The 22,584-nt window shown below is 60.8% G+C and carries 20 protein-coding genes and 3 pseudogenes; 18 read left to right on the top strand and 5 right to left on the bottom strand.

All coding sequences use genetic code 11. The annotated features are described in order from the left end of the window. Positions 1 to 711: 711 nt before the first annotated feature. Complete coding sequence (gene pcaG, locus SKC41_RS30970) at positions 712 to 1,278, bottom strand: protocatechuate 3,4-dioxygenase subunit alpha (RefSeq protein ID WP_330981490.1); 567 nt, start codon at positions 1,276 to 1,278, stop codon at positions 712 to 714. Between the two features lie 18 nt (positions 1,279 to 1,296). Continuing rightward, positions 1,297 to 1,988, bottom strand: a pseudogene (locus SKC41_RS30965) (dioxygenase family protein); the annotation flags it as partial. Between the two features lie 122 nt (positions 1,989 to 2,110). Here SKC41_RS30965 and SKC41_RS30960 point away from each other — a divergent pair. From SKC41_RS30960 to SKC41_RS30945, 4 genes are all read left to right on the top strand, one after another. Continuing rightward, on the top strand, positions 2,111 to 2,890 hold the full coding sequence (locus tag SKC41_RS30960) for an IclR family transcriptional regulator (RefSeq protein WP_042910456.1): 780 nt from the start codon (positions 2,111 to 2,113) through the stop codon (positions 2,888 to 2,890). Between the two features lie 598 nt (positions 2,891 to 3,488). Beyond that, positions 3,489 to 4,400 carry a class I SAM-dependent methyltransferase gene (locus tag SKC41_RS30955; RefSeq protein WP_042910432.1) on the top strand — a complete coding sequence of 304 codons (912 nt, stop codon included), beginning with the start codon at positions 3,489 to 3,491 and terminating at the stop codon, positions 4,398 to 4,400. A 263-nt stretch (positions 4,401 to 4,663) separates the two neighbouring features. Then, on the top strand, positions 4,664 to 5,584 hold the full coding sequence (locus SKC41_RS30950; protein ID WP_042910433.1) for a class I SAM-dependent methyltransferase: 921 nt from the start codon (positions 4,664 to 4,666) through the stop codon (positions 5,582 to 5,584). A 60-nt stretch (positions 5,585 to 5,644) separates the two neighbouring features. Continuing rightward, complete coding sequence (locus SKC41_RS30945; RefSeq protein WP_042910434.1) at positions 5,645 to 6,778, top strand: epoxide hydrolase family protein; 1,134 nt, start codon at positions 5,645 to 5,647, stop codon at positions 6,776 to 6,778. A gap of 10 nt (positions 6,779 to 6,788) precedes the next feature. On the opposite strand, the pseudogene SKC41_RS30940 reads toward SKC41_RS30945, so the two are convergent. Both SKC41_RS30940 and SKC41_RS30935 read right to left on the bottom strand, forming a co-directional pair. Continuing rightward, a pseudogene (locus SKC41_RS30940) lies at positions 6,789 to 6,993 on the bottom strand (IS110 family transposase); the annotation flags it as partial. 365 nt (positions 6,994 to 7,358) lie between these two features. Continuing rightward, the gene (locus SKC41_RS30935; protein WP_330981489.1) at positions 7,359 to 8,594 is read right to left on the bottom strand and encodes an IS256 family transposase; all 1,236 of its coding nucleotides are present in this window, start codon (positions 8,592 to 8,594) and stop codon (positions 7,359 to 7,361) included. A gap of 284 nt (positions 8,595 to 8,878) precedes the next feature. Between SKC41_RS30935 and SKC41_RS30930 the strand changes: the two genes are divergently transcribed. From SKC41_RS30930 to SKC41_RS30870, 13 genes are all read left to right on the top strand, one after another. Then, positions 8,879 to 10,222, top strand: coding sequence for a Rieske 2Fe-2S domain-containing protein (locus SKC41_RS30930; protein ID WP_051445821.1), 1,344 nt, complete (start codon positions 8,879 to 8,881; stop codon positions 10,220 to 10,222). Next, positions 10,219 to 10,761, top strand: coding sequence for an aromatic-ring-hydroxylating dioxygenase subunit beta (locus SKC41_RS30925; RefSeq protein ID WP_042910435.1), 543 nt, complete (start codon positions 10,219 to 10,221; stop codon positions 10,759 to 10,761). The genes SKC41_RS30930 and SKC41_RS30925 overlap by 4 nt, the downstream gene beginning before the upstream one ends. Positions 10,762 to 10,866: 105 nt before the next feature. After that, on the top strand, positions 10,867 to 11,898 hold the full coding sequence (locus SKC41_RS30920; RefSeq protein ID WP_042910437.1) for a 2,3-butanediol dehydrogenase: 1,032 nt from the start codon (positions 10,867 to 10,869) through the stop codon (positions 11,896 to 11,898). Between the two features lie 54 nt (positions 11,899 to 11,952). Then, a complete protein-coding gene (locus SKC41_RS30915; RefSeq protein ID WP_087139621.1) occupies positions 11,953 to 13,206 on the top strand; it encodes a CaiB/BaiF CoA transferase family protein in 1,254 nt (417 codons plus the stop codon). Beyond that, complete coding sequence (locus tag SKC41_RS30910; protein WP_042910439.1) at positions 13,203 to 14,369, top strand: thiolase C-terminal domain-containing protein; 1,167 nt, start codon at positions 13,203 to 13,205, stop codon at positions 14,367 to 14,369. The genes SKC41_RS30915 and SKC41_RS30910 overlap by 4 nt, the downstream gene beginning before the upstream one ends. Positions 14,370 to 14,405: 36 nt before the next feature. Continuing rightward, positions 14,406 to 14,849, top strand: coding sequence for a Zn-ribbon domain-containing OB-fold protein (locus SKC41_RS30905; RefSeq protein ID WP_042910440.1), 444 nt, complete (start codon positions 14,406 to 14,408; stop codon positions 14,847 to 14,849). Beyond that, positions 14,842 to 15,897: an FAS1-like dehydratase domain-containing protein gene (locus SKC41_RS30900; protein WP_042910459.1), complete on the top strand. Its 1,056-nt coding sequence runs from the start codon at positions 14,842 to 14,844 to the stop codon at positions 15,895 to 15,897. The genes SKC41_RS30905 and SKC41_RS30900 overlap by 8 nt, the downstream gene beginning before the upstream one ends. Positions 15,898 to 16,108: 211 nt before the next feature. Continuing rightward, positions 16,109 to 17,518 (top strand): aromatic ring-hydroxylating oxygenase subunit alpha, encoded by a 1,410-nt coding sequence (locus tag SKC41_RS30895; RefSeq protein WP_042910177.1) that lies wholly within the window; start codon positions 16,109 to 16,111, stop codon positions 17,516 to 17,518. 20 nt (positions 17,519 to 17,538) lie between these two features. Then, positions 17,539 to 18,075, top strand: coding sequence for a 3-phenylpropionate/cinnamic acid dioxygenase subunit beta (locus tag SKC41_RS30890; RefSeq protein ID WP_042910179.1), 537 nt, complete (start codon positions 17,539 to 17,541; stop codon positions 18,073 to 18,075). A 95-nt stretch (positions 18,076 to 18,170) separates the two neighbouring features. After that, positions 18,171 to 18,611 carry a cupin domain-containing protein gene (locus SKC41_RS30885; protein ID WP_042910181.1) on the top strand — a complete coding sequence of 147 codons (441 nt, stop codon included), beginning with the start codon at positions 18,171 to 18,173 and terminating at the stop codon, positions 18,609 to 18,611. A 105-nt stretch (positions 18,612 to 18,716) separates the two neighbouring features. Beyond that, positions 18,717 to 19,589 (top strand): NAD(P)-dependent oxidoreductase, encoded by an 873-nt coding sequence (locus tag SKC41_RS30880; protein ID WP_226069252.1) that lies wholly within the window; start codon positions 18,717 to 18,719, stop codon positions 19,587 to 19,589. 183 nt (positions 19,590 to 19,772) lie between these two features. Further along, entirely contained in the window at positions 19,773 to 20,285 is a 513-nt protein-coding gene (locus tag SKC41_RS30875; RefSeq protein ID WP_226069253.1) for a MarR family winged helix-turn-helix transcriptional regulator, read from the top strand. A gap of 135 nt (positions 20,286 to 20,420) precedes the next feature. After that, complete coding sequence (locus SKC41_RS30870) at positions 20,421 to 21,164, top strand: class II aldolase/adducin family protein (protein WP_042910184.1); 744 nt, start codon at positions 20,421 to 20,423, stop codon at positions 21,162 to 21,164. 103 nt (positions 21,165 to 21,267) lie between these two features. Here the strand turns inward: SKC41_RS30870 and SKC41_RS31970 are convergent. Beyond that, positions 21,268 to 22,192: pseudogene (locus SKC41_RS31970) on the bottom strand (transposase); the annotation flags it as partial. 116 nt (positions 22,193 to 22,308) lie between these two features. Here SKC41_RS31970 and SKC41_RS30855 point away from each other — a divergent pair. Then, entirely contained in the window at positions 22,309 to 22,536 is a 228-nt protein-coding gene (locus SKC41_RS30855) for a leucine zipper domain-containing protein (RefSeq protein WP_330981487.1), read from the top strand. Positions 22,537 to 22,584 lie beyond the last annotated feature (48 nt).

Raw genomic sequence — 22,584 nt, 5'->3', positions numbered from 1 at the left:
CGCCCAGTCTTCCAAGGAGATCACCCATCCAATCTGATTGGGTGGCCTACTTTTCAACCGTCGCGACTGGCCGGGATTTCAACCGTCGGCAACAGTGCCACTGCTGGGGAGCGGCACATCGGCCGTATCTCGGCGTCTGAGAGCGCCAGCACCAGCTCAAGGGACGTTCGCGCACCAGGGCGAGGTCAAAAGGCAGAACCCCGCGTGCACCCGGACAGACTGGGACGACGCGCGGCGCGGGTCAGTGGGAACCGACTGGACAGCCGCAGGCGGCAGACTTCGCAGGTGAATACTCCTGCAATCTGACATTGACTGCGTCGCCACGGTGGACCAAGACCCGCAGGATGCCCGACCGCAGTCGTCGCCACGGACTCGACCTCGAACGCTTTACGGCCACCCCTTAGCAGAGTGCATCTGATGGTGCACTCCCCGATCTATTCTCGAACGCCGACAAACGCTGACTATCGTTGAGGAAGTGCATCTTTCACGCTCACGACACACCTCGCCGGATTGCCCGAACTATCGAGCCGGCGACTTGCTCTTGTCCACAGCAGAAAATGTCCGAAGTCCGCGTCGGCGTGAGGTGTGAGGCGTGAGGCGTAGGAAAAATACATCCTGACGCGAGGTAAAAGGGGCACAAGGTGAAGCATGCAACAAGCCAGCATCATCGCTCACGGTTCGCCGCCACACGGGTCTCCGGCCCTGAACAGATCAGTCATGTCGGTGTCCTGGGTAGGACAGGAACACAGTTTCGGGGTTCGCTTCGTCGCCCTGCAGCCTGATGTTGAAGTGAAGTCCAGTCTCGTCGCGGGCGGCGATCAAGGTGTGCCGCCGATCGGCGGGCAGTGATCGCAGCAGTGGGTCTTTGGCGAGGTGACAGCCCGGGATGTAGGCTCGGGTGAACAGCCGGTCTAGCAAGCCGCGGGCGAATACCGTCACCAGAAGGAATGGTGCGGCTTTCGTGGCTCCGGGCAGCACCGTGCTGAAGCTGTAGTGGCCCTCGTTGTCCGTGGCCGCGCGACCCCATCCGGTGAAGGTCCAGCCGTCGCGCCGTAGCGATCCGCTCGCTGTCGCTACCACACCGTTGGCGTCGGCTTGCCAGATTTCTAACAGCGCGTCGGGTACTCCTTGGCCGTCCCCATCGGTGACGACACCATGGAATCGGATGGCATCGGGCGAACTGGCCGGCACGAGTTCGGCCCCGCGGTCGAACGGCAGTGCGTCGCCGTAGAACGGTCCGATGGTTTGGCCGGGGGTGGTCGCCGGCATCGTGGTCATCCGTGCTCCCCGTCTATCGCGGTACGGCCCGGCCAGCACGATGTCCCATCGGCAACCGGTGGGACATCCGTCAATGGTGATGTCATGGTCATAAGTGGCTACCGACCGGCCACGTGCCTTGTGGTCAGTGACCGACTGGGAGATCGGGTCAAGGGCGAATAGTCGATCGCCCGGGAAATACATGTGCGTGGTAAGCCTCTGGGTGAAGGCAGTGCCGAACAACGAGAAGTGAATTTACGCCGGCCGCAAGACATTCGGTGGTTGCTCCACGGGTACGGGCCCGGTTTGATGGTGGTAAACCAGTAGTGGTCGTCAGCGTCGTTTGGGCAGCGGGCCACACTGGTGAAATTCGGATCGATCGGCGCCGAATGCTGGTCACGTTTGTGGATGTAGCGGCCAGCCGCATCGGCCTGCCAGATTTCCAGTAGTTGGCGGCGCACCGGGTAGTCGTTACTGTCGACAACTCGGCCGGTGACCACGATTGGTTCGCCGATCGGGACACTTCTGCGCTGGATCGTCATATCGGGCTCCACCGGGTCGACGTCACCTCCACTGAAGCATTGTGAGGACAGCTCGACGATTTCCGGATCGACGTGGCAGAGGTCCTTGGTCGGATGCCACAGCAGACTGCTCCGATACAGGGGGTAGTCCATCCGAGGCTGTATCTGCTGAACCCTCGCTCGGACGTACTCCGCCTCGATCGCGGCGATCTCCGACTGCCTGGCTGAGGTACCGCCGTGCTGCTGACGGCGATTGTTTTCACGGCAATCACCGTAACGCTGTCCGATTTGTGCGTGGAAGGATAAATTTCCGCTGAGTGGAAGGAAGTCAGTTGGCTGGAAATACATCCATACCCGCGGCCAGTGTCGCGTCGCGACTGCTGGCGATAATCGGTACGTATGACGACAACCACCGCAGCCTAACGCTGACGGAGATCGCTAACCGGGCCCAGCTAGCGGTTTCGACCGTCCACCGCCTGCTCGGCGAGCTGGTCGCCGGCGGCGCCCTGGAGCGTCGCGATGATGGTCGCTACGTCATCGGGCGATTGCTGTGGGAGGTTGGCCTGCTCGCTCCGGTGCAAGCGGGGTTGCGCGAGATCGCCGAACCTTTCCTGCACGACGTCTACGCCGCCACACTGGCCACCGTGCACATGGCGGTTCGCGATGGCGAGGATGTGCTCTATCTTGACCGGATGTCCGGTCGCGGTTCAGTACCGATCGTCAGCAGGGTAGGCAGCCGCCTGCCGTTGTACTGCACGGGGGTGGGCAAAATTTTGCTGGCACACGCCCCGGAAGACGTAAGGTATCGGGTTCTGGACTCACTAATCCGCCTCACGCCGTACACGATCACCCAGCCAGCAGTACTGACCGCCCAACTCGACCAAATCCGACGCAGCGACGTCGCTACCACGGTCGAGGAAATGTCACTGGGCGCCTGCTCGCTCGCCGTCCCGATCCGGTCCGATCCCGAAGGAGTCGTCGTAGCCGCGATCGGATTGGTGGTACTAAACCTCAAACGTGATTACCAGCGACACCTGGGGGCGCTCCAAGTCGCAGCACGCGGGATCGGCCGCCTGTTGCGTGCAAACCATCGACATTTAGAGCCGATGTAGGCCCAAGTTATTGGTGCGATCCACAGGTCGGCGCTAGAGGCAGATTCACGGGTCAACGACCGTTGATCCCTCGTTTGGTCCGCAGTTCCGTAGCTTGAAGGTTACCCCAGGGCCGCAGCCATCCTGCGCGGACTTCGTTACCGGAATAACCCTAGATGTGTCCGTCATGCGGCTTCGGGAATACCGCCGGGCGACATCAGCGATCTTTGGCACGGCGACCCGGTACCCCATTGCTGCAAAGGTGGGTCCTGCGAGGCGCGCAGAGAGATCAGACTGGATCGAGCTTACTCTCGACGCCCGCTCGCGCTGGTCACCTCATCGCGGCCGAGCAGTGACAAGTCGCGATGGCGAGAAGAAGGATCAGCCGAAGGTAATCGAATTCAGATCCGGCACGCTTGCCGCATTCGAGCCCTGAAACGGGCGACAACCGGACTGGCTTCGGCGGCGTAGCCAATGCTTCGATCTCAACACGGTAGCGCTGATACATTTTGATCGCCAGCCCCGACGTTGCGGGCGACCTACTTCGCCGGGTGCGGTTGCCCAGGCGGGCTCTGGCGCCGATCCATCGCCTTAAGCGATGAGCCGAAATGGGAGAAGAGTGGTACGCAGCGACACCGACAGTTGGGACTTAACTACCAGCGTGGGCGTGACGGCGACCATGGTCGCCGCCCTTCGGGCGCTGGCCAGCGAGGAATCCGGACCGCTCATTAACGACCCGTTCGCCGCACCGCTGGTGAGGGCGGTCGGCGTCGAGTTCTTCACGCGGCTGGGCGAGGGCGAAATTGCCCTTGCTGATCTCGACGGTCAGACCAGGGCGGAGCTGCAACGCGAAACCGATTCGGTGGCGGTGCGCACTCGATTCTTCGACGACTTCTTCCTCGAAGCCGCCCATGCGGGTGTGCGACAGTCGGTGATCTTGGCCGCCGGCCTGGATACGCGCCCGTACCGTCTGGCCTGGCCGTTGGGCAGTGTCGTCTACGAGATCGACCAACCCAAGGTCGTCGAGTTCAAGACGGCCACTATGTCGGCGCTGGGCGCCGCACCAATCGCGGAGCACCGAACCGTCAGTATCGACCTGCGCGGCGATTGGCCGGATGCTCTGTGCCGCAGCGGTTTTAAGGTAGACCAACTGACGGCTTGGAGTGCTGAGGGCCTGCTGATGTATTTGCCGCCCGACGCCCAGGACAGGCTGTTCGACAACATCACCACGCTGAGCGCTCCCGGCAGTCTGCTGGCTACCGAATACCACCCGGACGGCGGACCGGAGATGGCTGAACGCGCCAGTGCTACCAGCGACAGGTGGGCCGATTTCGGCTGCGACGCCAATCTGTCGGAGCTCTTTTACCATGGCGAGCGCAGCAATGTCGTTGATTACCTATCGCAGCGGGGCTGGCAAGTGAGTGCCCGGACCCGCACGGAGCTGTTCGCCGAGTACGATCGCACGTTTGCTGACGATAATGCAATGGCCCCATTCCGCAATGTCGTTGCCGTCACAGCGACGCTCTTGTAGAGCCTCTGCGACGACACGTTCCACTCGGCAGCGCTCGGGCGCTCAGCGACCAATTGCGCCGTCGGGGTCTGGACCTGTACCTGGCCGGTTTGGTTTAACCCGGGTGCGGACCCATCGTCGAGTAAGGCACCGCACAGTTAAACCGACGATTCCGCGCCGCACACTATGCCGGTACGCCGACTAAAGTATCGGCGCCGACAGCCGGACGATGCTGCGTTCGCCGATGTACACGTGGTCGGGGTCCTCGGTGTAGCCTTGCGCCCGTGACGCGTACGGACAAAGACAGCTGGGATCTGGCTTCGAGTGTGGGTGCGACCGCGACGATATGCGCCGCGGCGCGAGCATTGGCCAGTAGGAAACCCGATCCACTGATCAACGATCCATTCGCCGATCCGCTGGTACGTGCGGTGGGTATTGACTTCTTCATCCGACAGCTTGACGGCGAGATCGACGGCGCCGGAGCTGACGCAGACCCGGAATTCAACCTGCAGCGGCTGACCGATGTAATGGCAGTGCGCACGCGGTTTTTCGACGACTTCTTCCATGACGCGACGACTAAGGGTATCCGCCAGGTTGTCATTTTGGCGGCGGGCCTTGACTCACGCCCGTATCGACTGTCTTGGCCCTCGGGAACCGTCCTCTACGAGGTCGACCAACCCGAGGTAATTGAGTTCAAGTCCGCTACTTTAGCCAAACTGGGCGGGGAACCTACAGCGGAGCTGCGGCCGGTACCGATCGATCTGCGAAACGACTGGCCGAATGCGCTGCGGCGCTGCGGCTTTAACGGTAATCAGCCTACGGCGTGGAGCGCAGAAGGCCTTCTGTTGTACTTGCCGCCTGATGCCCAAAATCGTCTGTTCGACGACATCACCGACCTCAGCGCACCGGGCAGCCGGCTGGCCACCGAAGAACAACCCGACGCGCATCCGATGCTCGACAAACGCGCAAACGCTATGTTCAGCAGTTGGGCAAAATTTGGCTTCGAGGTCGACTTTTCTGCCCTGGTCTACCGGGGTGACCGGACTTCGGTAACCGGCGATCTGGCAGCACGCGGCTGGCAGGTGTCGACCCGTACCCGGTCAGAGCTGTTTGCCGACGCCGGTTTGGCCGTGCCGAAAGCCGATGTGGACCGGCCACTTCAGAGCACGATCTCCGTCACCGCTGTTCGGCAGCCAAGCGACTAGCCTCATTTCCCGCGCGGTGGGGGTTAAGGGTTGAGTTGTTGATATTATTTTGGAGCTGCGATGCCCGAGATTAGACCGTTTCGCATCGACGTTGCCGATGACGTTCTTGATGATTTGCGATCGCGGTTGGCACGCACCCGCTGGCCGGAAGCCGAGTGCGTGGACGACTGGAGCCAGGGCATCCCGCTGGGTTACACCCGTGACCTGGCCGCGTACTGGGCCAACGAATACGATTGGCGGGCGCGCGAGTCCGAGCTGAACCGTTTCGACCAGTTCGTCACCGAAATCGATGGGCTGGAAATCCATTTCATCCACCATCGGTCACCGCACGAGGACGCTTTTCCGCTGGTGATCACGCATGGCTGGCCCGGCTCGATCGTAGAGTTTCACAAGGTGATTGAGCCGCTGACCAATCCGACGGCCTACGGGGGACGGGCTGCGGATGCCTTTCATGTGGTCTGCCCGTCGCTGCCCGGTTACGGTTTCTCCGGCAAGCCCATCGGCACCGGGTGGGGTGTGGGCAAGATCGCGGAGGCCTGGGAGACGCTGATGCTGCGGCTTGGCTACCGGCGCTACGGTGCCCAGGGCGGGGACTGGGGCGCAGCCATCACCGCGCAGATGGGCCGCAATCGCGGGCATTGCGTGGGAATCCACCTGAATATGCCGATCGTTACTCCGCCGGCCGGAGGTATCTCCGACCCCACCACGGAGGAGCAGGACGCCCTGGCCGCGTTCGCGGAATACCAGAGTTGGGGCACGGGCTATTCCGAGCAGCAGTCCACCCGGCCACAGACATTGGGATATGGACTGGTCGATTCGCCAGTCGGACAAATGGCTTGGATAGTTGAGAAATTTTGGGCGTGGATGGACTGCAACGGCAATCCCGAGAACGTCCTCAGCCGCGATGAGCTGTTGGACAACGTCATGATCTATTGGACAACCGGTACCGGCGCTTCGTCGGCCCGGTTGTATTGGGAGAGCTTCAAGGACGTGGGCGTTACTGGTCAGGTCGAATTACCGACCGGTATCGCTGCTTTCCCGAAGGAGGTCCTGCGGGTACCCCGAAGCTGGTGCGAGCCGCACTACCACATCACCCACTGGACGACTATGCCGCGCGGTGGGCACTTTGCGGCATTCGAACAACCGGGCTTGTTCGTCGAGGACGTCCGGGCGTTCTTCGCAACGCTGCACTAACTCGGTGAACTAGCGAGCGCACCCGCCACAACAGCCGGTTGATGGTCGCTGTGGTTGGGCCACAAGGACTTCCCGACGATCCGCAACAACTTCAACTCCAGCGAGATCTCATCATCCGAAGCGACTGGCAGATCGGGTTCACGCAGAAAGCCCCGTGCGACTGCTAACGCATCGATCGGGTCAGACTTGCCTCGCGTGCGCGCGCTCGCCCGGCTTGCGGCCAAACTCATCGACCGCAACGACCGTATGGGTGCGCGTGCGACATCGGCTCCAACAACAACCGTGCTGGTTGCCTCCCTCACTGTGAGGTGACGGTTGGGCCGGGCGGCGGACACATCTCAGTGGGGGCGGTTGCCACGCTCCTATCAAGTCACGCCCGCCGGTCCTCACACCTGGCATCGACAAAACGCACGAACGCCAATCCGAAGGCGGCAAGCACCCTACGAGCCAGACACCAGGTGATCGAGATCCAACCACCGCAACAAGCGGCAGCCTCACCCTGACACTGAGGCCGACCCTAGCTGGTCAAGTCCAGTGAAGTGGTGTACGACGTCGTCGTGTGATTCTTCGTCGTGATGGTTTAGGCGGTCAGTGCCGCGGGGGTGGCCTCCTGTTCTGTCGCGGTGTTGCTGATGCTGCGTGATTTGCTCAGGACGTCGAGGCCGAGGTAGCGCCGGGACTCGGCCCATTCGTCGTGTTGTTCGGCCAGCACGGCGCCGACGAGGCGAATGAGGGCATCGCGGTCGGGGAAGATGCCGACGACGTCGGTGCGTCGGCGGATCTCCTTGTTGAGCCGCTCTTGGGGGTTGTTGGACCAGATTTGGCGCCAGATCTGCTTGGGGAACGCGGTAAACGCCAGCAGATCCGGCCGAGCCGCTTCCAAGTGCTCGGCGGTCTTTGGCAGCTTGTCGGCCAAAGCGTCGATAATCCGGTCGTATTGGGCGGCAACGGCTTCGGCATCGGGTTGGTCGAAGACCGAATGCAGCAACGTCTTGACCCAGGGCCAGGACGCCTTCGGCGTGACGGCCATCAGATTGGTCGTGTAGTGGGTTCTGCATCGCTGCCAGGTCGCCCCGGGCAGGGTCGCTCCGATCGCGGCCACCAGCCCGGCGTGGGCGTCGGAGGTGACCAGTTTGACTCCGGACAAGCCGCGGGCGGTCAGCGACCGCAGAAACGTCAACCAGCCGGCGCCGTCCTCAGCGGTGGTGACGTCGATGCCCAAGATTTCGCGGTAGCCCTCGGCGTTGACCCCCACCGCGATCAGGGCGTGCACGTTGACCACCCGACCCGCCTCGCGGACCTTGAGGACCAGGGCATCAGCAGCGATGAACGTGTACGGGCCGGCATCGAGTGGGCGGGTGCGGAATGCCTCGACCGCGGTGTCGAGTTCTTTGGCCATCACCGACACCTGCGACTTCGACAACGACGTGATGCCCAGCGTCTCGACGAGCTTGTCCATCCGCCGCGTCGACACCCCGAGCAGATAACAGGTAGCCACCACCGTTGTCAGGGCCCGCTCGGCGCGTTTGCGGCGTTCCAGCAGCCAGTCCGGAAAATACGAGCCCTGCCGCAGCTTGGGGATCGCCAGATCCAACGTCCCTGCACGGGTATCGAATTGGCGGTGCCGGTACCCGTTGCGCTGATTTGTCCGATCGCTACTGCGCTGGCCATATCCCGCTCCGCACACGGCGTCGGCTTCAGCGCCCATCAGAGCGTGGATAAACGTCGAGATCAGCTCACGCAGCACGTCGGGGTGGGTGGTGGTGAGTCGTTCAGCCAGCAGCGCCGGCAAGTCGATATCGTGGGCAGCGGTCATCGCGTTGATTCCTTTGCTCGAGTGACTTTGGTCGGTCTCTCGAAGAATCACGCGATGACCCTCATCTACCCGGCTACGACACGCCGGTCCTCAACTCACGTCCCGACTTGTACACCACTGTGCTGGACGCAACCCCCTAGCTAAACCGGTCGATATACTACGATGCCCTAAATTATAGGTTGCAGACAGTTGCCATCCTATGTAAGCTCGCTGATGGTGTAACCCAAATCATAACGAGGGTGCCCTTGTCAACTTGGGCACATGTTGGCAGGAAGGTATGCCGGATGATATCGATGGCTGCTGACGTAGAGGCCATGCGACTGGTCGAAAATGCACGGGGTTCTGTCCTCAAGGGTCGGCTGCCCGCGTCCCTCATCGCTAACGAGGTGCTTCATAAACTCGAAATAAAGCGGATATTCGGCAGAACATGGCAATTTCTGTGCCACGAGGATGAGATTCCACAACCGGGCGACTACGTGGTGCGCTATATCGCTGATAACTCGATCATTGTTTCGCGTCAGCAGGACATGACGATCCGAGCGATGTCAAACTCGTGTCGGCACCGCGGCACGTTGCTGTGCCGAACCGAGGCTGGAAATGAGTCGACTTTCCAATGCCCGTATCACGGTTGGGTCTATCGAAATAGCGGCGATCTCATCGGGATACCTGCGCAGCAAGCCGTCTACGGCGCGGCGTTCGACAAGAGTCGACTCGGCTTGCGCGCTGTGCCGATGCTGGATTCGTACGCGGGTCTTGTTTTCGGGTGTGTCTCGGATGAAGCACCGGGACTCGACGAGTACCTCGGGGATATGCGCTGGTACCTCGACTTGATGCTCAAGAAAAGCCCGGCCGGTATCCAGGTGTGGGGGGCCCCGCAGCGTTGGGTCATCGACGCGAATTGGAAAACGGGTGCCGATAACTTCGTTGGGGACGGCTATCACACGGTCATGACCCACCGCTCCATGTGCGAGTTGGGATTGTTACCGCCCGATAATGTGGCCGTTTCGCCGGCCCACGTCAGTCTGTCGGGCGGGCACGGCGCGGGTGTCCTTGGCGCACCGCCCGGCACACCCGCACCGCCGTATATGGGCTATCCCGAGGAGATCGTGGCCGGTCTCAACGAGGGTTACGGCGACGAGGTGCACGGTGAGGTCCTGAAACGGACCATGTTCATGCATGGCAATGTGTTCCCGAACTTGTCCTTCTTAAACGCCTTCATCGCCAAAGACGGGGAGTCTATGCCGTTGCCGATTCTGACGTTGCGGCAGTGGCGTCCGCTTGACTCGGCTCGCATGGAGGTGTGGTCGTGGTTTTTGGTGGAGCGCAACGCCCCCGAGGAATTCAAGCAACAGTCGTTTGACACATATGTTCGGACGTTCGGGATAGCGGGGGTTTTCGAGCAGGACGATGCCGAGATATTCCAGGCCATCACCAAGGGAACACGGGGCGAGTTGGCTGGCGGTGCGGAGCTGAATTTGGAGATGGGATTGGACAATTTGGCCCCTGACCCGGCATGGTTGGGTCCGGGGCGACCCTTGGCCAGTGGTTACGCCGAGCAGAATCAACGCGAATACTGGAAGCAGTACTTCGACTATCTGGCCACACCGAGGAGGGATGAGAACCTATGACGACAACGTCGCCGCAGGATCTTCGTCAGGCTGTTCTCGTTTCGCGTGACGTGCGCGACCAAATCGAAGCCTTCCTCTTCGACGAGGCTGATCTGTTGGATCGTGACGAGTTCGACGGTTGGTTGGACTTGATGGCACCGGAGGTGCATTACTTCGCGCGCGTTCGTCAGACGCTGCGCAGAGTCGGTGGACCTGGGTTTTCCGAGCGTTCCATGCACTTGGACGACAACTACACGAGTCTCAAGATGCGTATCCAGCGGCACCACACGTCTTCGGATTGGGCTGAAGATCCCCCCTCACGGATCCGGCACTTCATCACCAACATCAGGGTAAGATCTGGTGACGACATCGGTGGATATTGTGTCACATCGAACGCGCTGCTAGTGCGCACGCGGGCGGACGAGGCTAAGTCCGAGACGGTTTCCGCCGAACGCCGAGACATTATTCGTCGCGACGAGACGGGCTGGAAACTGGCCCAGCGCGAGATTCTGCTGGATCACACCACCTTGCCGACGCACAACCTCTCTTTCTTGATCTAGCGCGTTTGTGGGCTCCACGCCATTCTGGCGGAACCGCCGCCAAGTCACCGCCCGACGCGCTTTGTGCGCGAGAGAATTTGGGCCTGTTCACAGATGGGACTGTAGGTGCGCGCAGCTGTTTATCACGGTAGCGAAGACGTGCGGATCGAAGAACTTCCAGATCCGGCTCCGCGTGCTGGCGAAGTGGCCATCGAGGTGGCCCGCGCGGGTATCTGCGGCACAGACCTGCACGAGTACACCGCCGGGCCGATGCATGCTGCGCCGGGTGTCATCATGGGCCACGAATATTCCGGCACGGTGGTCGGCATCGGACCCGGCGTGCACGATTTCACTGAAGGTGACCGAGTTTGCGGCGTAGGCGTTTTCGGCTGCGGTGAATGCGGTCCGTGCAAACAGGGTGCTGAAGCACTCTGCGCCACAGTCGGTTTCATCGGCTTCAACGTCAACGGTGCGCTTGCCCGCTACGTATCGCTGCCGACGAAGGCCTTATTTCACATCCCAGACGAAGTCAGCCTCGTCGAGGCGGCTGTCGTCGAACCCATTGCGTCGGCGTACCACGCTGTCCGCCGTAGCCGGCTGACAGCGGGTGAGACCGTCTTCATCGCAGGCGCAGGTCCGATCGGCTTGGCCTTGGCGCAGTTCTCCCACGCTCAAGGCGCAAGCCAGATCATTGTCACTGAGATTTCGCCGACGCGACGGGCTGCCGCCCAACAAAGCGGGGCTACTCGCGTCATCGACCCCCTACTCGAGGATGCCGCCGAGATGGTTCGGACGTTGACTGACGGCCACGGCGTCGACGTCTCCTTCGACGCTGCGGGTGTGCAACCCGCGCTTGATGCGACGCTGGGAGTTCTGCGTCCTCGCGGTCGACTGGTAGTCGTGGCGATTTGGGAGGCTCCGGCCAACGTCGATATCAATCGAAACATCATGCGCGAAGCCGAGATCGGCTTTTCGTTTTGTTACGAGGCTCAATGGCAGGTCCCAGAGATCCTCTCCCTCATCGCAAAGCGGGCGATCTACCCCGATCAACTCGTCACCGATGAGATCCCCATGGATGCTGTGGTCAGTCAAGGGTTTGAAGAGCTGCGAAGCAACCGCGACGCGCATATGAAAATTCTGATCGACCCGTCGTTATAGCTGTCACCCTCGGTATCCGTAGTGGACTGCAGCGCCGACCCACCAAGGAGATAAGTGCCCACGAATATGGAGAGCCTGTTTGACGGTTTGACGATCCTCGAGTTGGGCCATGTGATTGCGGCGCCATTCGCCGCCTCACTGATGGGTGACTTCGGAGCCCAGATCATCAAGATTGAGGATCCCGGTCGTGGCGACATGCTACGCAATTCGGGTCCGGCCAAAGATGGGGTCCATCTGTGGTGGAAATCCGCTGCCCGCAATAAGTCCAGCGTTGCGATCGACCTGCGAACCTCCAAGGGGCAAGCGCTCGTGAGAAAAATGACTGAACGCGTGGACGTGGTGATCGAAAACTTCCGTCCGGGGACACTCGAGCGCTGGGACTTGGGTTGGAAGCACCTACACGCGGCGAACTCTCGGCTCGTCATGCTGCGGATCTCAGGATACGGCCAAATCGGGCCCGAGAGCGCAAAACCGGGATATGGCCGTGTCGGTGAGGCCATGAGCGGCGCCGTGCAAATCACCGGACATCCTGACCGGCCACCGACACATTTCGGTTTCTCTCTGGGCGACATTACGACCGGCATCATGGGCGCTTTCGCCGTCGCGGGAGCGCTGTTTAAGCGCGAATCGATCGGGAATCGCTTCGACGGAGAATGCATCGACCTGGCTCTGTACGAATCGCTGTTCCGTGGTATCGACTGGCAGATAATCCTTTTCGATCAGTTGAACGTCGTGGCTGAGCGCCAGGGCAACCAATACCCAGTCAGCCCCTCTCCGGTGTCCGACACCTATCTCAGTCGCGATGGCTTGTGGTTCACGGTCGCGACCGGCACCGTACGGTCTGTGCATAATCTGCTCGAACTTATCGGCGGCAAGGAGCTTCGCCACAATCCCAAATATGCAACTCAGGAACTGCAGATGTTGCACCGCCAGGAGCTCGGCGAGATGGTTCGCCGGTGGTTCGCCGACAACACCTCGGAGATCATCGAAAAGTCCTGCGCGAGTGCAGGTGTCGTGGCATCACCGATATTTACGCCAGCTGATATGTTCTCGAGTCCCACGTTCCGCGCCCGCGCGAACATCGCCGAGGTCGCTGACGCGGATTTGGGCCGGATCCATGTCACTGGTGTGGTGCCACAGCTGATGAACTTCCCCGGCTCGGTGCGTAGTAGCGGGCCCCGTCTTGGGAACGACGGCAAGAGCGTCCTCACCGGGTGGCTGGGCTTGACCGATTCTGAGTACGAGGCACTGGTATCGAGTGGCGTGGTCGGGTCGGTCGAACCCGACGGTAAGGATACCGCGCATTGAGTTCTCTGCTAGAAAAAGCCTGCATCGCCGGTGTCGGTCACACCGCCTATCGTCGTGGTGGCACCGACTCGCCGACCGATTTGGGCCTGCAACTTGAGGCAGCTCGTGCCGCGATTGCTGATGCCGGGATGGCTACATGTGAGATCGACGGACTTATCTGCCCGATCAACGGTGGAACGGCTGAGGATTTCATCGCGAATCTGGGCCTGAGATATGTACGTTACGCGGTAACCTCCCATACCGGAGGAGCGGCAAGTGTGGCAGCCCTGGCAACTGCAGCGATGGCGGTGTCGTCGGGCGTCGCCCGTCACGTCCTAATTCCCGCGGGCTGGTGTGGGTACTCGGGTCCGCGTGCCCGGGGAATGGCATCGGGCCCGGACATGGCGATAGGCAATGTCGTCCGTGATTATTACGCGCCGCAGGGTGCGGTTTCCGCTGTCCATCAGTACGCGCTCATCGCGGACAGATATATCCGGCAGTACCAGGTGCCGCGCGCAGCGATGGGTGCTGTGGCGGTCGCCTTTCGCGCCAACGCGCAGCGCAACCCGAACGCAGTGATGCGTGGCCGCGAGTTGTCGATGCAGCAGTACCTTGACGCTCCGCCGATCAGTACACCCTTCAACTTGCTCGATTGCAGTTTGGAGACCGATGGCGCCGCCGCCATAGTCGTCTCCTCATCAGAACGCGCGGTGGACGGACCCAACCGACCGGTTTACGTCATGAGTGTGGCAGAAGGACGGCCGTTTCCTGTCGATGAGTTCGCCAACAGGGTTGATCCTTTGGAGATCGGGTTAGCTGAGGCGGCGCCACGCGCGTTCGCCAAAGCCGGTGTCACGCCGGCGGATATCGATCTGCTCGCGGTCTATGACAGTTTCACGATCAACGTGTTGCGTCAGCTCGAAGCAGCCGGTTTCTGTATGCGCGGTGAGGCAGCCGATTTCGTGCTGGATGGACATATCTCCGCAGCCGGGTCATTGCCGACGAACCTCAATGGGGGGTTGCTGTCTGAAGCCCATGTGCAAGGGATGAACAACATGGTCGAGGCGGTGCGACAATTGCGTGGCAGTGCAGGTGATCGGCAGGTGGCCCATGCGGAGCTGGCGGTAGTGACCGGTATGGGCGGCGGATGGGGTTCGGGTGCCCTGGCTATCTTGCGTCGGTGACTGGGTGAGGATCCGCAATTCTGGAAGGGGGCCAAGGTGAGTCGAATCGATGTCACGGCACCGCCCACACCATCCCTAGATGGACTCTCGGGCCAGTTCTACGACCATTGTCGACGTCATCAACTGTCTTTTCAGCGGTGTTCGCGGTGCCATCGCTGGCGTCACATCCCTCGGCTGACATGCGCCGAATGCGGTAGCGACGCTTGGTCGTGGCACATTTCGTCGGGTCGCGGAGTTGTCTATAGCTCGACCGTTATTCATCGTGCACTCCATCCCGGACTGGAGGATGCCACCCCATTCGTCTGCGCCATCGTCGAGATGGATGAGGGGGTGCGCGTGGCAGCTCGGGTCGTCGATATGGCGCCCGGTACAGCGCTCCAGGCGGGTGCAGCCGTCGAGGTCACATATATCGACGTCACCGACGACGTTGTGCTGCCGGCCTTCCGGCTGTTTTCACCGACAGAGAATGACGATGACTGAACAGGGCCACTTCGGGATTGACGACCTGCGAGATCGCATTGGTCAGAAGGTCCTTTTCCAGGGCGCGGATGCGGTAACGCTCAACGACATCCGCCGAAAGCTGGAGATCTACTGCTTCTCCTGCCCGTTACATGATGACGACGCGACAGCAAAGGCGAGCGGGTACCTTGGCGTGGTAGCTCCGGTAACGATGACGCCGCTGTGGGGGCTGCCTGGGTACTGGTCACCAGGACAACCGTGCCCTTATGTGGTTGACGGACAGGAGATGACGGGCAGCTTCACCGATACGCTGGCGCTGCCGTTTGCCCGGTCGGTCAACGCCAGCAGCGAGTGGCGCTACCACGCAGCACTGCACATCGGTGACCGGCTGCACGGGACGATGACAGTGACCTCGATAGAGCAAAGACGCACCCGAGTGGGCACCGGAATCTTCCTGCAATACGACTCCGAATATGTCAAACAGTCTGGAGAGCTGGTAGCGCTCAACCGGAATACGGTCTTCAACTATGACCCAATAGACATACCCACGCCTCAGTCAGAAGCCGACCCCCGCGCACCTGTGCGACACGACAAGTCAGTGAGTTCCCAACAATCGACGGCGACCACCGATCTCGTCGTCGATTGGAACGCGTCACTGAAATTCGACGACATAGCGGTCGGTTCTGATGTTACTGGTCCCACAATGGCTCTGACCTACCAGCGCATTGTCATGAATATTGCTGCGGATCGAATGTTTTCGAGCATTCACCACAATACTTCGGCTGCTCGGGGTGCTGGACTAAACGACATCATCTTCAACACTCGCGGTCTGGAGACCTTTCTCGAGATCGGGCTTCGTCGCTGGATGGGTCTTCACGGCAGGTTGGTGCGCCTCGGTCCGTTCAAAATGACCTTGCCGGTATATCCGGGTGACGTTGTGCAGACCCGATGGACCGTCACTAGCAAGCGGGCGCGGTCCACCGGTGGGGAGGTGGATCTCGAATTCTGTGTTCTCGCGAAGGATCGGCGGGCGGTGCAAGGCGTGGCAGTCGTCGACCTTCCAGGGTAACTGACAGGTTTTGTGAACAGTGACTTTTGTCCGGCAATGAAATGAGCGGTCGACGAGCGCGAGTGATGAACGTGATCGGCAGGGATCCGATCTTGGACCCTCGCCTCGACGCGAAATCGACGGAGGTGCCGACGTAATGACTTTCCGGGCGGAAAGCTGACTGGACGCTATCGGGTGATGGGGCGGATATGAGAGGAAAGGCAGGGTTAGAGTGTCGCTAGATAGTTCAGGCGGTTTCGGTCCGACCGCGCGTAGTCTCGTCGATGTCGATCGCGGAGAGATTAGTCGGGAGATCTTCATCAATGACGTGATATTCAAGCGTGAGCTGGAATATCTGTTTCCTCGGGCATGGCTTTTTGTCGGGCACGCGTCTCAGGTGGCCACACCGGGCCAGTTTTTCTCGTCGAGAATGGGGTCGGATCCGGTGCTAGTGACGCGTGATGCCCAGGGTGGCATCAATGTGCTGCTCAATTCATGCCGGCATCGGGGTATGGCTGTGTGTCGTTACGACGAGGGCCGTACGCTGCAATTCACATGCCCGTATCACGGGTGGTCGTACTCGATGGACGGGTCGCTTGTGTCCACGCCGGGTGACTTGCACGGAGTGCCGCAACACGGAATGGCTTACGGCAATACGCTGGACAAGTCGAAGTGGGGCCTTGTTAGGACAGCGAAGTCTCACAATTATAAGGGCCTAATTTTTGCCTGCTGGGATCCGGATGCCCCAGAATTCGACCAGTATGTTGGGGATTTTCACCATTGGCTGGATAATCTAGCCGATGCTTTCGACGGCACGGAGGGCACGACCGAGGTGTTCCGTGGAGTACAGAAGTGGCGCATCAGGTCCAACTGGAAATTCGTATCCGAGAATTTCCTTGGCGACACCTATCATGGCGCGACCACCCATGTCTCAGTTGAACAAGTGGGTATCGGCCCGGGCGGCCGGAATTCGCGGCGCCATGGTGAACGACACGATCAGGGAGGCTTCTCGCAGGGCCGGGTGAAGACTTCGTTTCGGATGGGCCATGGGGCGTCCGACAACTTGGCGTATGAGATGCCCTATCCCGAGTTCGCCGACGAACCGGACATGAACGCATACTTTGTCAAGGCCTGGGAGGTGCGTAAAAAGCGGCTGCGGAACCAGGGCAGGCGGCTCGGCGGTCGTGGACCCGCGACGATGTTCCCCAACATGTCATTCTCTGCCGGTTTCCCGCGGACGATCCTGGTGTCGCACCCGATCAGCGCCACCGAAACCGAGGTGTGGCGCTGGTACCTCATCGACAAAAGTGCACCCGAACATGTGCGAGATTGGCTGCGGCATTACTACATACGCTACTCAGGGCCCGGCGGTATGACCGAACAAGACGATATGGAGAACTGGGATTACGCCACGGGGGCCAGCCTGGGTGTGATCGCGAGGCGCTATCCCTACAACTACCAACAAGGCCTAGGCCGCGAAACTCTAAGCGAGCTGGATCGGGCGGTGCACTCCGACGAGCCGATCGCCGGTGAGGTCAACGCACGGGCTTTCTACCGGCGATGGGCTGAGTTCGTCGACAACCTGTCATGGCCCGAGCTGGTCAAACTGGCTGAAAAAGACGAGAGAGCTGTCAGGTCGTGAACCGATCGAAAGGCGACGATATGTCCATCATGGAGGACGCGTTAGCGAAAGTCGTTTTGCAAGCCGATGTTTGCGATTTTCTTTATCGGGAAGCCGACCTGCTCGACCAACGGCGCTACCGCGAGTGGCTGGAACTGCTTACCGAGGACTACCAGTACTCGGTCCCGCTGCGGATGAACGTCATGCACGACGACCTCGCGCAACTGGAAGACAGTCGCGCGGGCAGCGACATCTGCTGGTTCGACGAGGGGAAAGAGACTCTGACGCTGCGTGTGGAGCAGCTCATGACCGGGTTGCACTGGGCCGAGGAACCGGTTTCGCGAGTGTCGCATCTCGTGACCAACGTTCGGCTCGAGGCAGTGCAGGGCGAGGAGATCGACGTCAGCTGCCGATTGGTGGTGTACCGAAACCGGGTGGCAGATGAGACAGATTTTTTCGTCGGCCGCCGCAACGATCGGCTCCGCCGTAACGGTGCTGGCAATTGGCAACTGTGCCGCCGCCGGATACTCCTTGATCAGGCCGTGCTGCTCGCCAAGAACCTCTCTATCATTCTGTGAGGTCTAGTTGGATGCTTGACAGTCAGTGATTGCAAATATATTGTTACCTAACATTTTCTCGTGAAGCCCGAAAAGCGACGAGGGGGTAAGCCGGAATGTCTGCGGCGTTTGAACGAGTGCGTGGCGCCGATGACGTGCCTCCCTTGAAGGTGATGGCAGAGGAAATGCGGCCGCTTCTGATTGGCGATGGCTATCAGATGTTCGAGGTGCGCGCTCCCCAGGAATCAGGACCGCCGCCACACCAACACCCTTGGGATGAAAGCTACCTCGTCCTCGACGGCGAGCTGTGGGTTAGCCGTGGAGACCAGCAGGAGACGCTACACGTGGGTGATTCGATTCGGGTACCGGCCGCCGTTGTGCATGCTTATCGGGTGGTCTCCGACGGCGCCAGATGGCTCACGATCTCTTCCACCGGCGGCGCGCTGGACTTCTTCTCCGACGTGAATGCCACGTCGGAGGGTCCGTCCGATGTGGGGGCTCTCATTGAAGCGGCCAAGCGAAACAGGGTGGAATTCGTCGATCCGGCATTGCGATAGCCAGCCAGTGCGGGTCGCTTGGCCGCGGTCGCTGCGGATGGCAAAGGCGTTGATGGTGACCTCAGAAGTCGGCATTCAGCGGACGGTCCCGTGAGGCGAGTCGGTGTGATCGGTCTCGGCGGGATGGGCTCGGCTCTGGCTGCTTCGCTGCTCGCGACAGGTTATTCCGTGGTCTGTTTTGACATCCGGTCTGATTTGGCTCTTGCGATGAAACGGATGGGGGCTGAGGTGGCCGAAGACGCGCGTGCGTTGGCCACCGTATGCGATGTCGTCTTGACTTTCCTGCCGGGTCCGAGGCAGGTGCTTGACGTTGCGCTCGGGTCCGAGCGAGGCGTCCTGGTCGGCCTCGCGGAAGGTTGCGCGCTTTTGGATATGTCGACTTGTGATCCGGATGTCGCATCGATCGTCGGTGAAGCATATGACGCGGTAGGGCGGCACTTCGTTGATTGCCCGGTCAGTCGCAAGGCACCGAACATGACCGTTTTGGTCGGTGGGGCTCCCGGCGTGCTGGGGCCCGATGAGGAGGTGCTCGCATGCGTGTCGCGCACTCTCGTGTATTGCGGCCGCCGAGGTGCCGGCTATGCGACCAAGCTGCTGAACCAGCATGTGAAGTACAGTTGGTACCTCGCGTCTGCGGAAGCTCTCTTGATCGCTGAAGCCATGGGCCTGGACCCTGGCGAGGTGGCCACTGCGATCGCCGAGTGTAGCGGTGGCGACTCTGGCCTCAGCACCGCAGCGGAATACTTTCGTCACGACCCTGGGGTTATTCGTGACCACGCGCCCGCTAGCACGATCGAGAAAGATTCGGTGCTGGCGGAAAAGATGGTGACCGCCACGGGTATCAGTAGCCGCTCGCTCGCGGTCGTGGTGGACTTCTTCCGGGCCGTTGGCGCGACCGATTTTCGGGACCGTGCCTACCCCGAGAGCGTAGAACTTCTGCGGCGTCTGCGCTCGATGGCACCTACGCTTCCACCTTGATGCAAGGCCCGGCGTTCAGCCGCCTATGCAGATTTCTTGTGAGGCGGAATTTCACTGGCCTAGCATTCCTATTTAGGCTCCTACCGGCATGTCTTCAAGCATCTGCCAGCATGACGCCACGGGGCGATCCCCTCGGCCACTTCAATCCAGCGAAGGGAGCTCATGGTTAGCGAGAATTTGACGATGGCGGAACAAGTCGCAGCCAAGACGCGCGACGCGGGGCCGGATTACGATGCCGCGTCGTTGGCTCTTCCGCTTGCGCTCTACCGTGCTGTCACGGCTCTCAATCGTGTCGCCGTCGAGGAATTGGCACCAGTCGACCTTTCGATCAGTCAGTTCAACGTCCTCACCGTCCTGCGCCGTGCCGAAAAACCCATGACGATGGGCGCACTGGCGGACTCCATTTCCGTACGCCAAGCTAGCCTGACAAGCGTGGTTGACAGCCTGACCAAGTTGGGCTTCGTCAAGCGCAAGGTGAATTCCCGGGATCGGCGTTCGGTGGTTGTCGCTATAACCAAGAAGGGTGATCAGTTCTTGAGCGACTTTCTACCCGGTCATTACGCCTTCTTGCAGGAGCTCTTCGCCGATATCAAGCCACAAAACCGGCACCAACTGCTTGCCAGGCTGAACGAACTCATTGACTGCGTGGAGGCATATCCGAGCAGCCCTCACAATTCTGTTCGTAGCCGCGCTTAGCTGATGTTCACACGTGAAGGCCAGAGTAGAAATATATCTCCCAAAATTCAGTCTGGAATCATGTCGAGTTACACTGCGGTACAACGCCTTTTGGGGCTTATGGATGATCCGCGTCGATTAGAATGGTAGTGCTAGATGACCGCCCGTGCTTCGACCTTCGATCCCCAACGTAATCTGATCACCTTGGCTTGCCGTGTACTGGCTGCGCGGGGCCTTGCGGATGGCATTCTGGGTCATATCAGCCTGCGGGTGGACGCACGCAGATTGCTTATCCGGTGCCGAGGTCCACAGGAGCGGGGCCTTGCCTACACATCGGCCGAAGATATTCGCCTCGTCGACCTCGATGGTATCGAGGGATCGCCCGGAGAACTCGACGGCGGCTACGCCCCGCCGCAAGAGCTTCCTTTACATACCGAGGTCCTGCGATCGCGTTCCGATATCAATGCCGTCGTTCATGCGCATCCGCCTGCGACAGTGGCGGCTGACCTTGCGGGTCTGACGGTCCGGCCCATTATCGGGGCGTTCGACATCCCTGGTATGAGGCTCGCGGCGGCCGGCGTGCCGGTATATCCGCGCGGTGTGTTGATCCGGAATCAGCAACTCGCGCAAGAGATGGTGGCCGCCATGACAGACCGACCCGTCGTGATCCTTCGAGGTCACGGTCTGACGAGTGCTGCAAAGACGGTCGAGCAAGCGGTTCTCCAGGCGATCAGTGTAGACACCATTTCCCGTTTGTCGCTGCAGATTACGGCAGCAGGCGGCACGTTGGTCGACCTAAGCGACAAAGATCTGGCGGAATTACCCGATCTTGGTCAGACATTCAACGTTGGCACGGCATGGCGCCACGAGTTAGCGCGGATAGCTGGTTTTGCTGCGTAAAAGCCAGCGCCGCAAATCATTTGGGCATGCTCGACCGCCCGCTCGATTCCTGCCCTGTGGTAGGTGTCGGGTGTCTTGTAAACCGGGATGCTTCTATAGCGTGTCAAGGGGTTGCTGGGATCGGATGTGCTGCGGCGAGCGTTCGGAACAGCTGCCGGGCAATGTAGCGCTTGAGTGAGCACATGATTTCCTTGATGGTGCGGCCTTCTGCTCGGCGCCGGGCGACGTAGGCCCGGGCCGGGGCATGGGTGCGCATCTGAACGATGACGACGGTGGTCAGTGCTCGGTTGAGCCGTCGATCTCTGCCACGATTAAGCCTGGCCGCAGCGCATTTCCCGATGAAGCTGGTTCCGAACAGGTTCCTGCTAGTGCGGGGAACGCCGCTTCGGACGCACGCGACCGGGGTCCGACCACGCCGGCACGACGCGCGCAACGACCACCGAACCGACACCGGGCAGCTCGCACACTTCCGGCGCGACGTCTTCGATCGTGGCATCGAGCGCCTTGCGGTTATCGACCAGCTCGCCATCGAGGGCGACGATGCGCTTGGCCAACCGGATCTCCTCCTGCCTGCGTGTGCGGACAACGGAGTCCTCGCGGCGGTCACGTCATCCCGCGATCACCTTGAACTGACTGCGGGATGGGGCCTTACGCGCATCGACGCCCAAGTAGATCGTGCGCAACAATACCGTCAAGGCATTAATGGCCCCGGTGCGCTCAGCGACCATCTGCTCGCGAGCCACGACCAGGACCCGCAACACCACACGCTGGCCCGGCGGCTCGGGGCCACCGCAGCTGCGAGGTGTCGACCGCCAAATCCGAACGCGCAACACGCACCGTGTCCAACGAGTCCGTCTTGCCGACACCGCGACGTCGCGTGGCTGGCATCTCCGACGGCTCGGCGCGAGAACGCCGGCATCGGTGACGTGCTGGGCAAGCCCGGCGCCGTAGGAGCCGACACCTTTGATGACGACCAACGCCGGCTGCTCTGCGATTCTGCGGGTGATCCGGCCCAGTGCGCGGCCTAGTTGTGATGTCCAGGGACGTTGTCCGGTCTGGTATCGGTGAGCCTGTGTGACAGGTGAAGGCCTCCGGTTGTGAAGTGGAGCTGTCTAGGAACCGCTTCACCAACCAGGAGGCCTTCGTGTCCCACGCTAACGCTGCTTTGACCCCTCGTGCTCGGTTGAGACTGGCTCAGCTGATTGTCGAGGGCGGCTGGACCTATGCCGCCGCCGCCAAGATGTTCATGGTTGCACCGCGCACTGCTAAAAAGTGGGCCGACCGGTTCCGCGTCGAAGGTGTGGCCGGGATGGTCGACCGCAGTTCGCGGGCGTGTCAGATGGTTTGTGTGAGGGGATGTGCTCCTGACTGAAAGCCGAGACACTGATGACCGTGGTGGATAAGAAGCTTGACCGTGAGG

The organism is Mycobacterium sp. 050128 (assembly GCF_036409155.1).
In the GTDB taxonomy this organism is placed as follows: Bacteria; Actinomycetota; Actinomycetes; order Mycobacteriales; family Mycobacteriaceae; genus Mycobacterium.
This window is presented reverse-complemented; position numbering and strand designations above follow the sequence as displayed.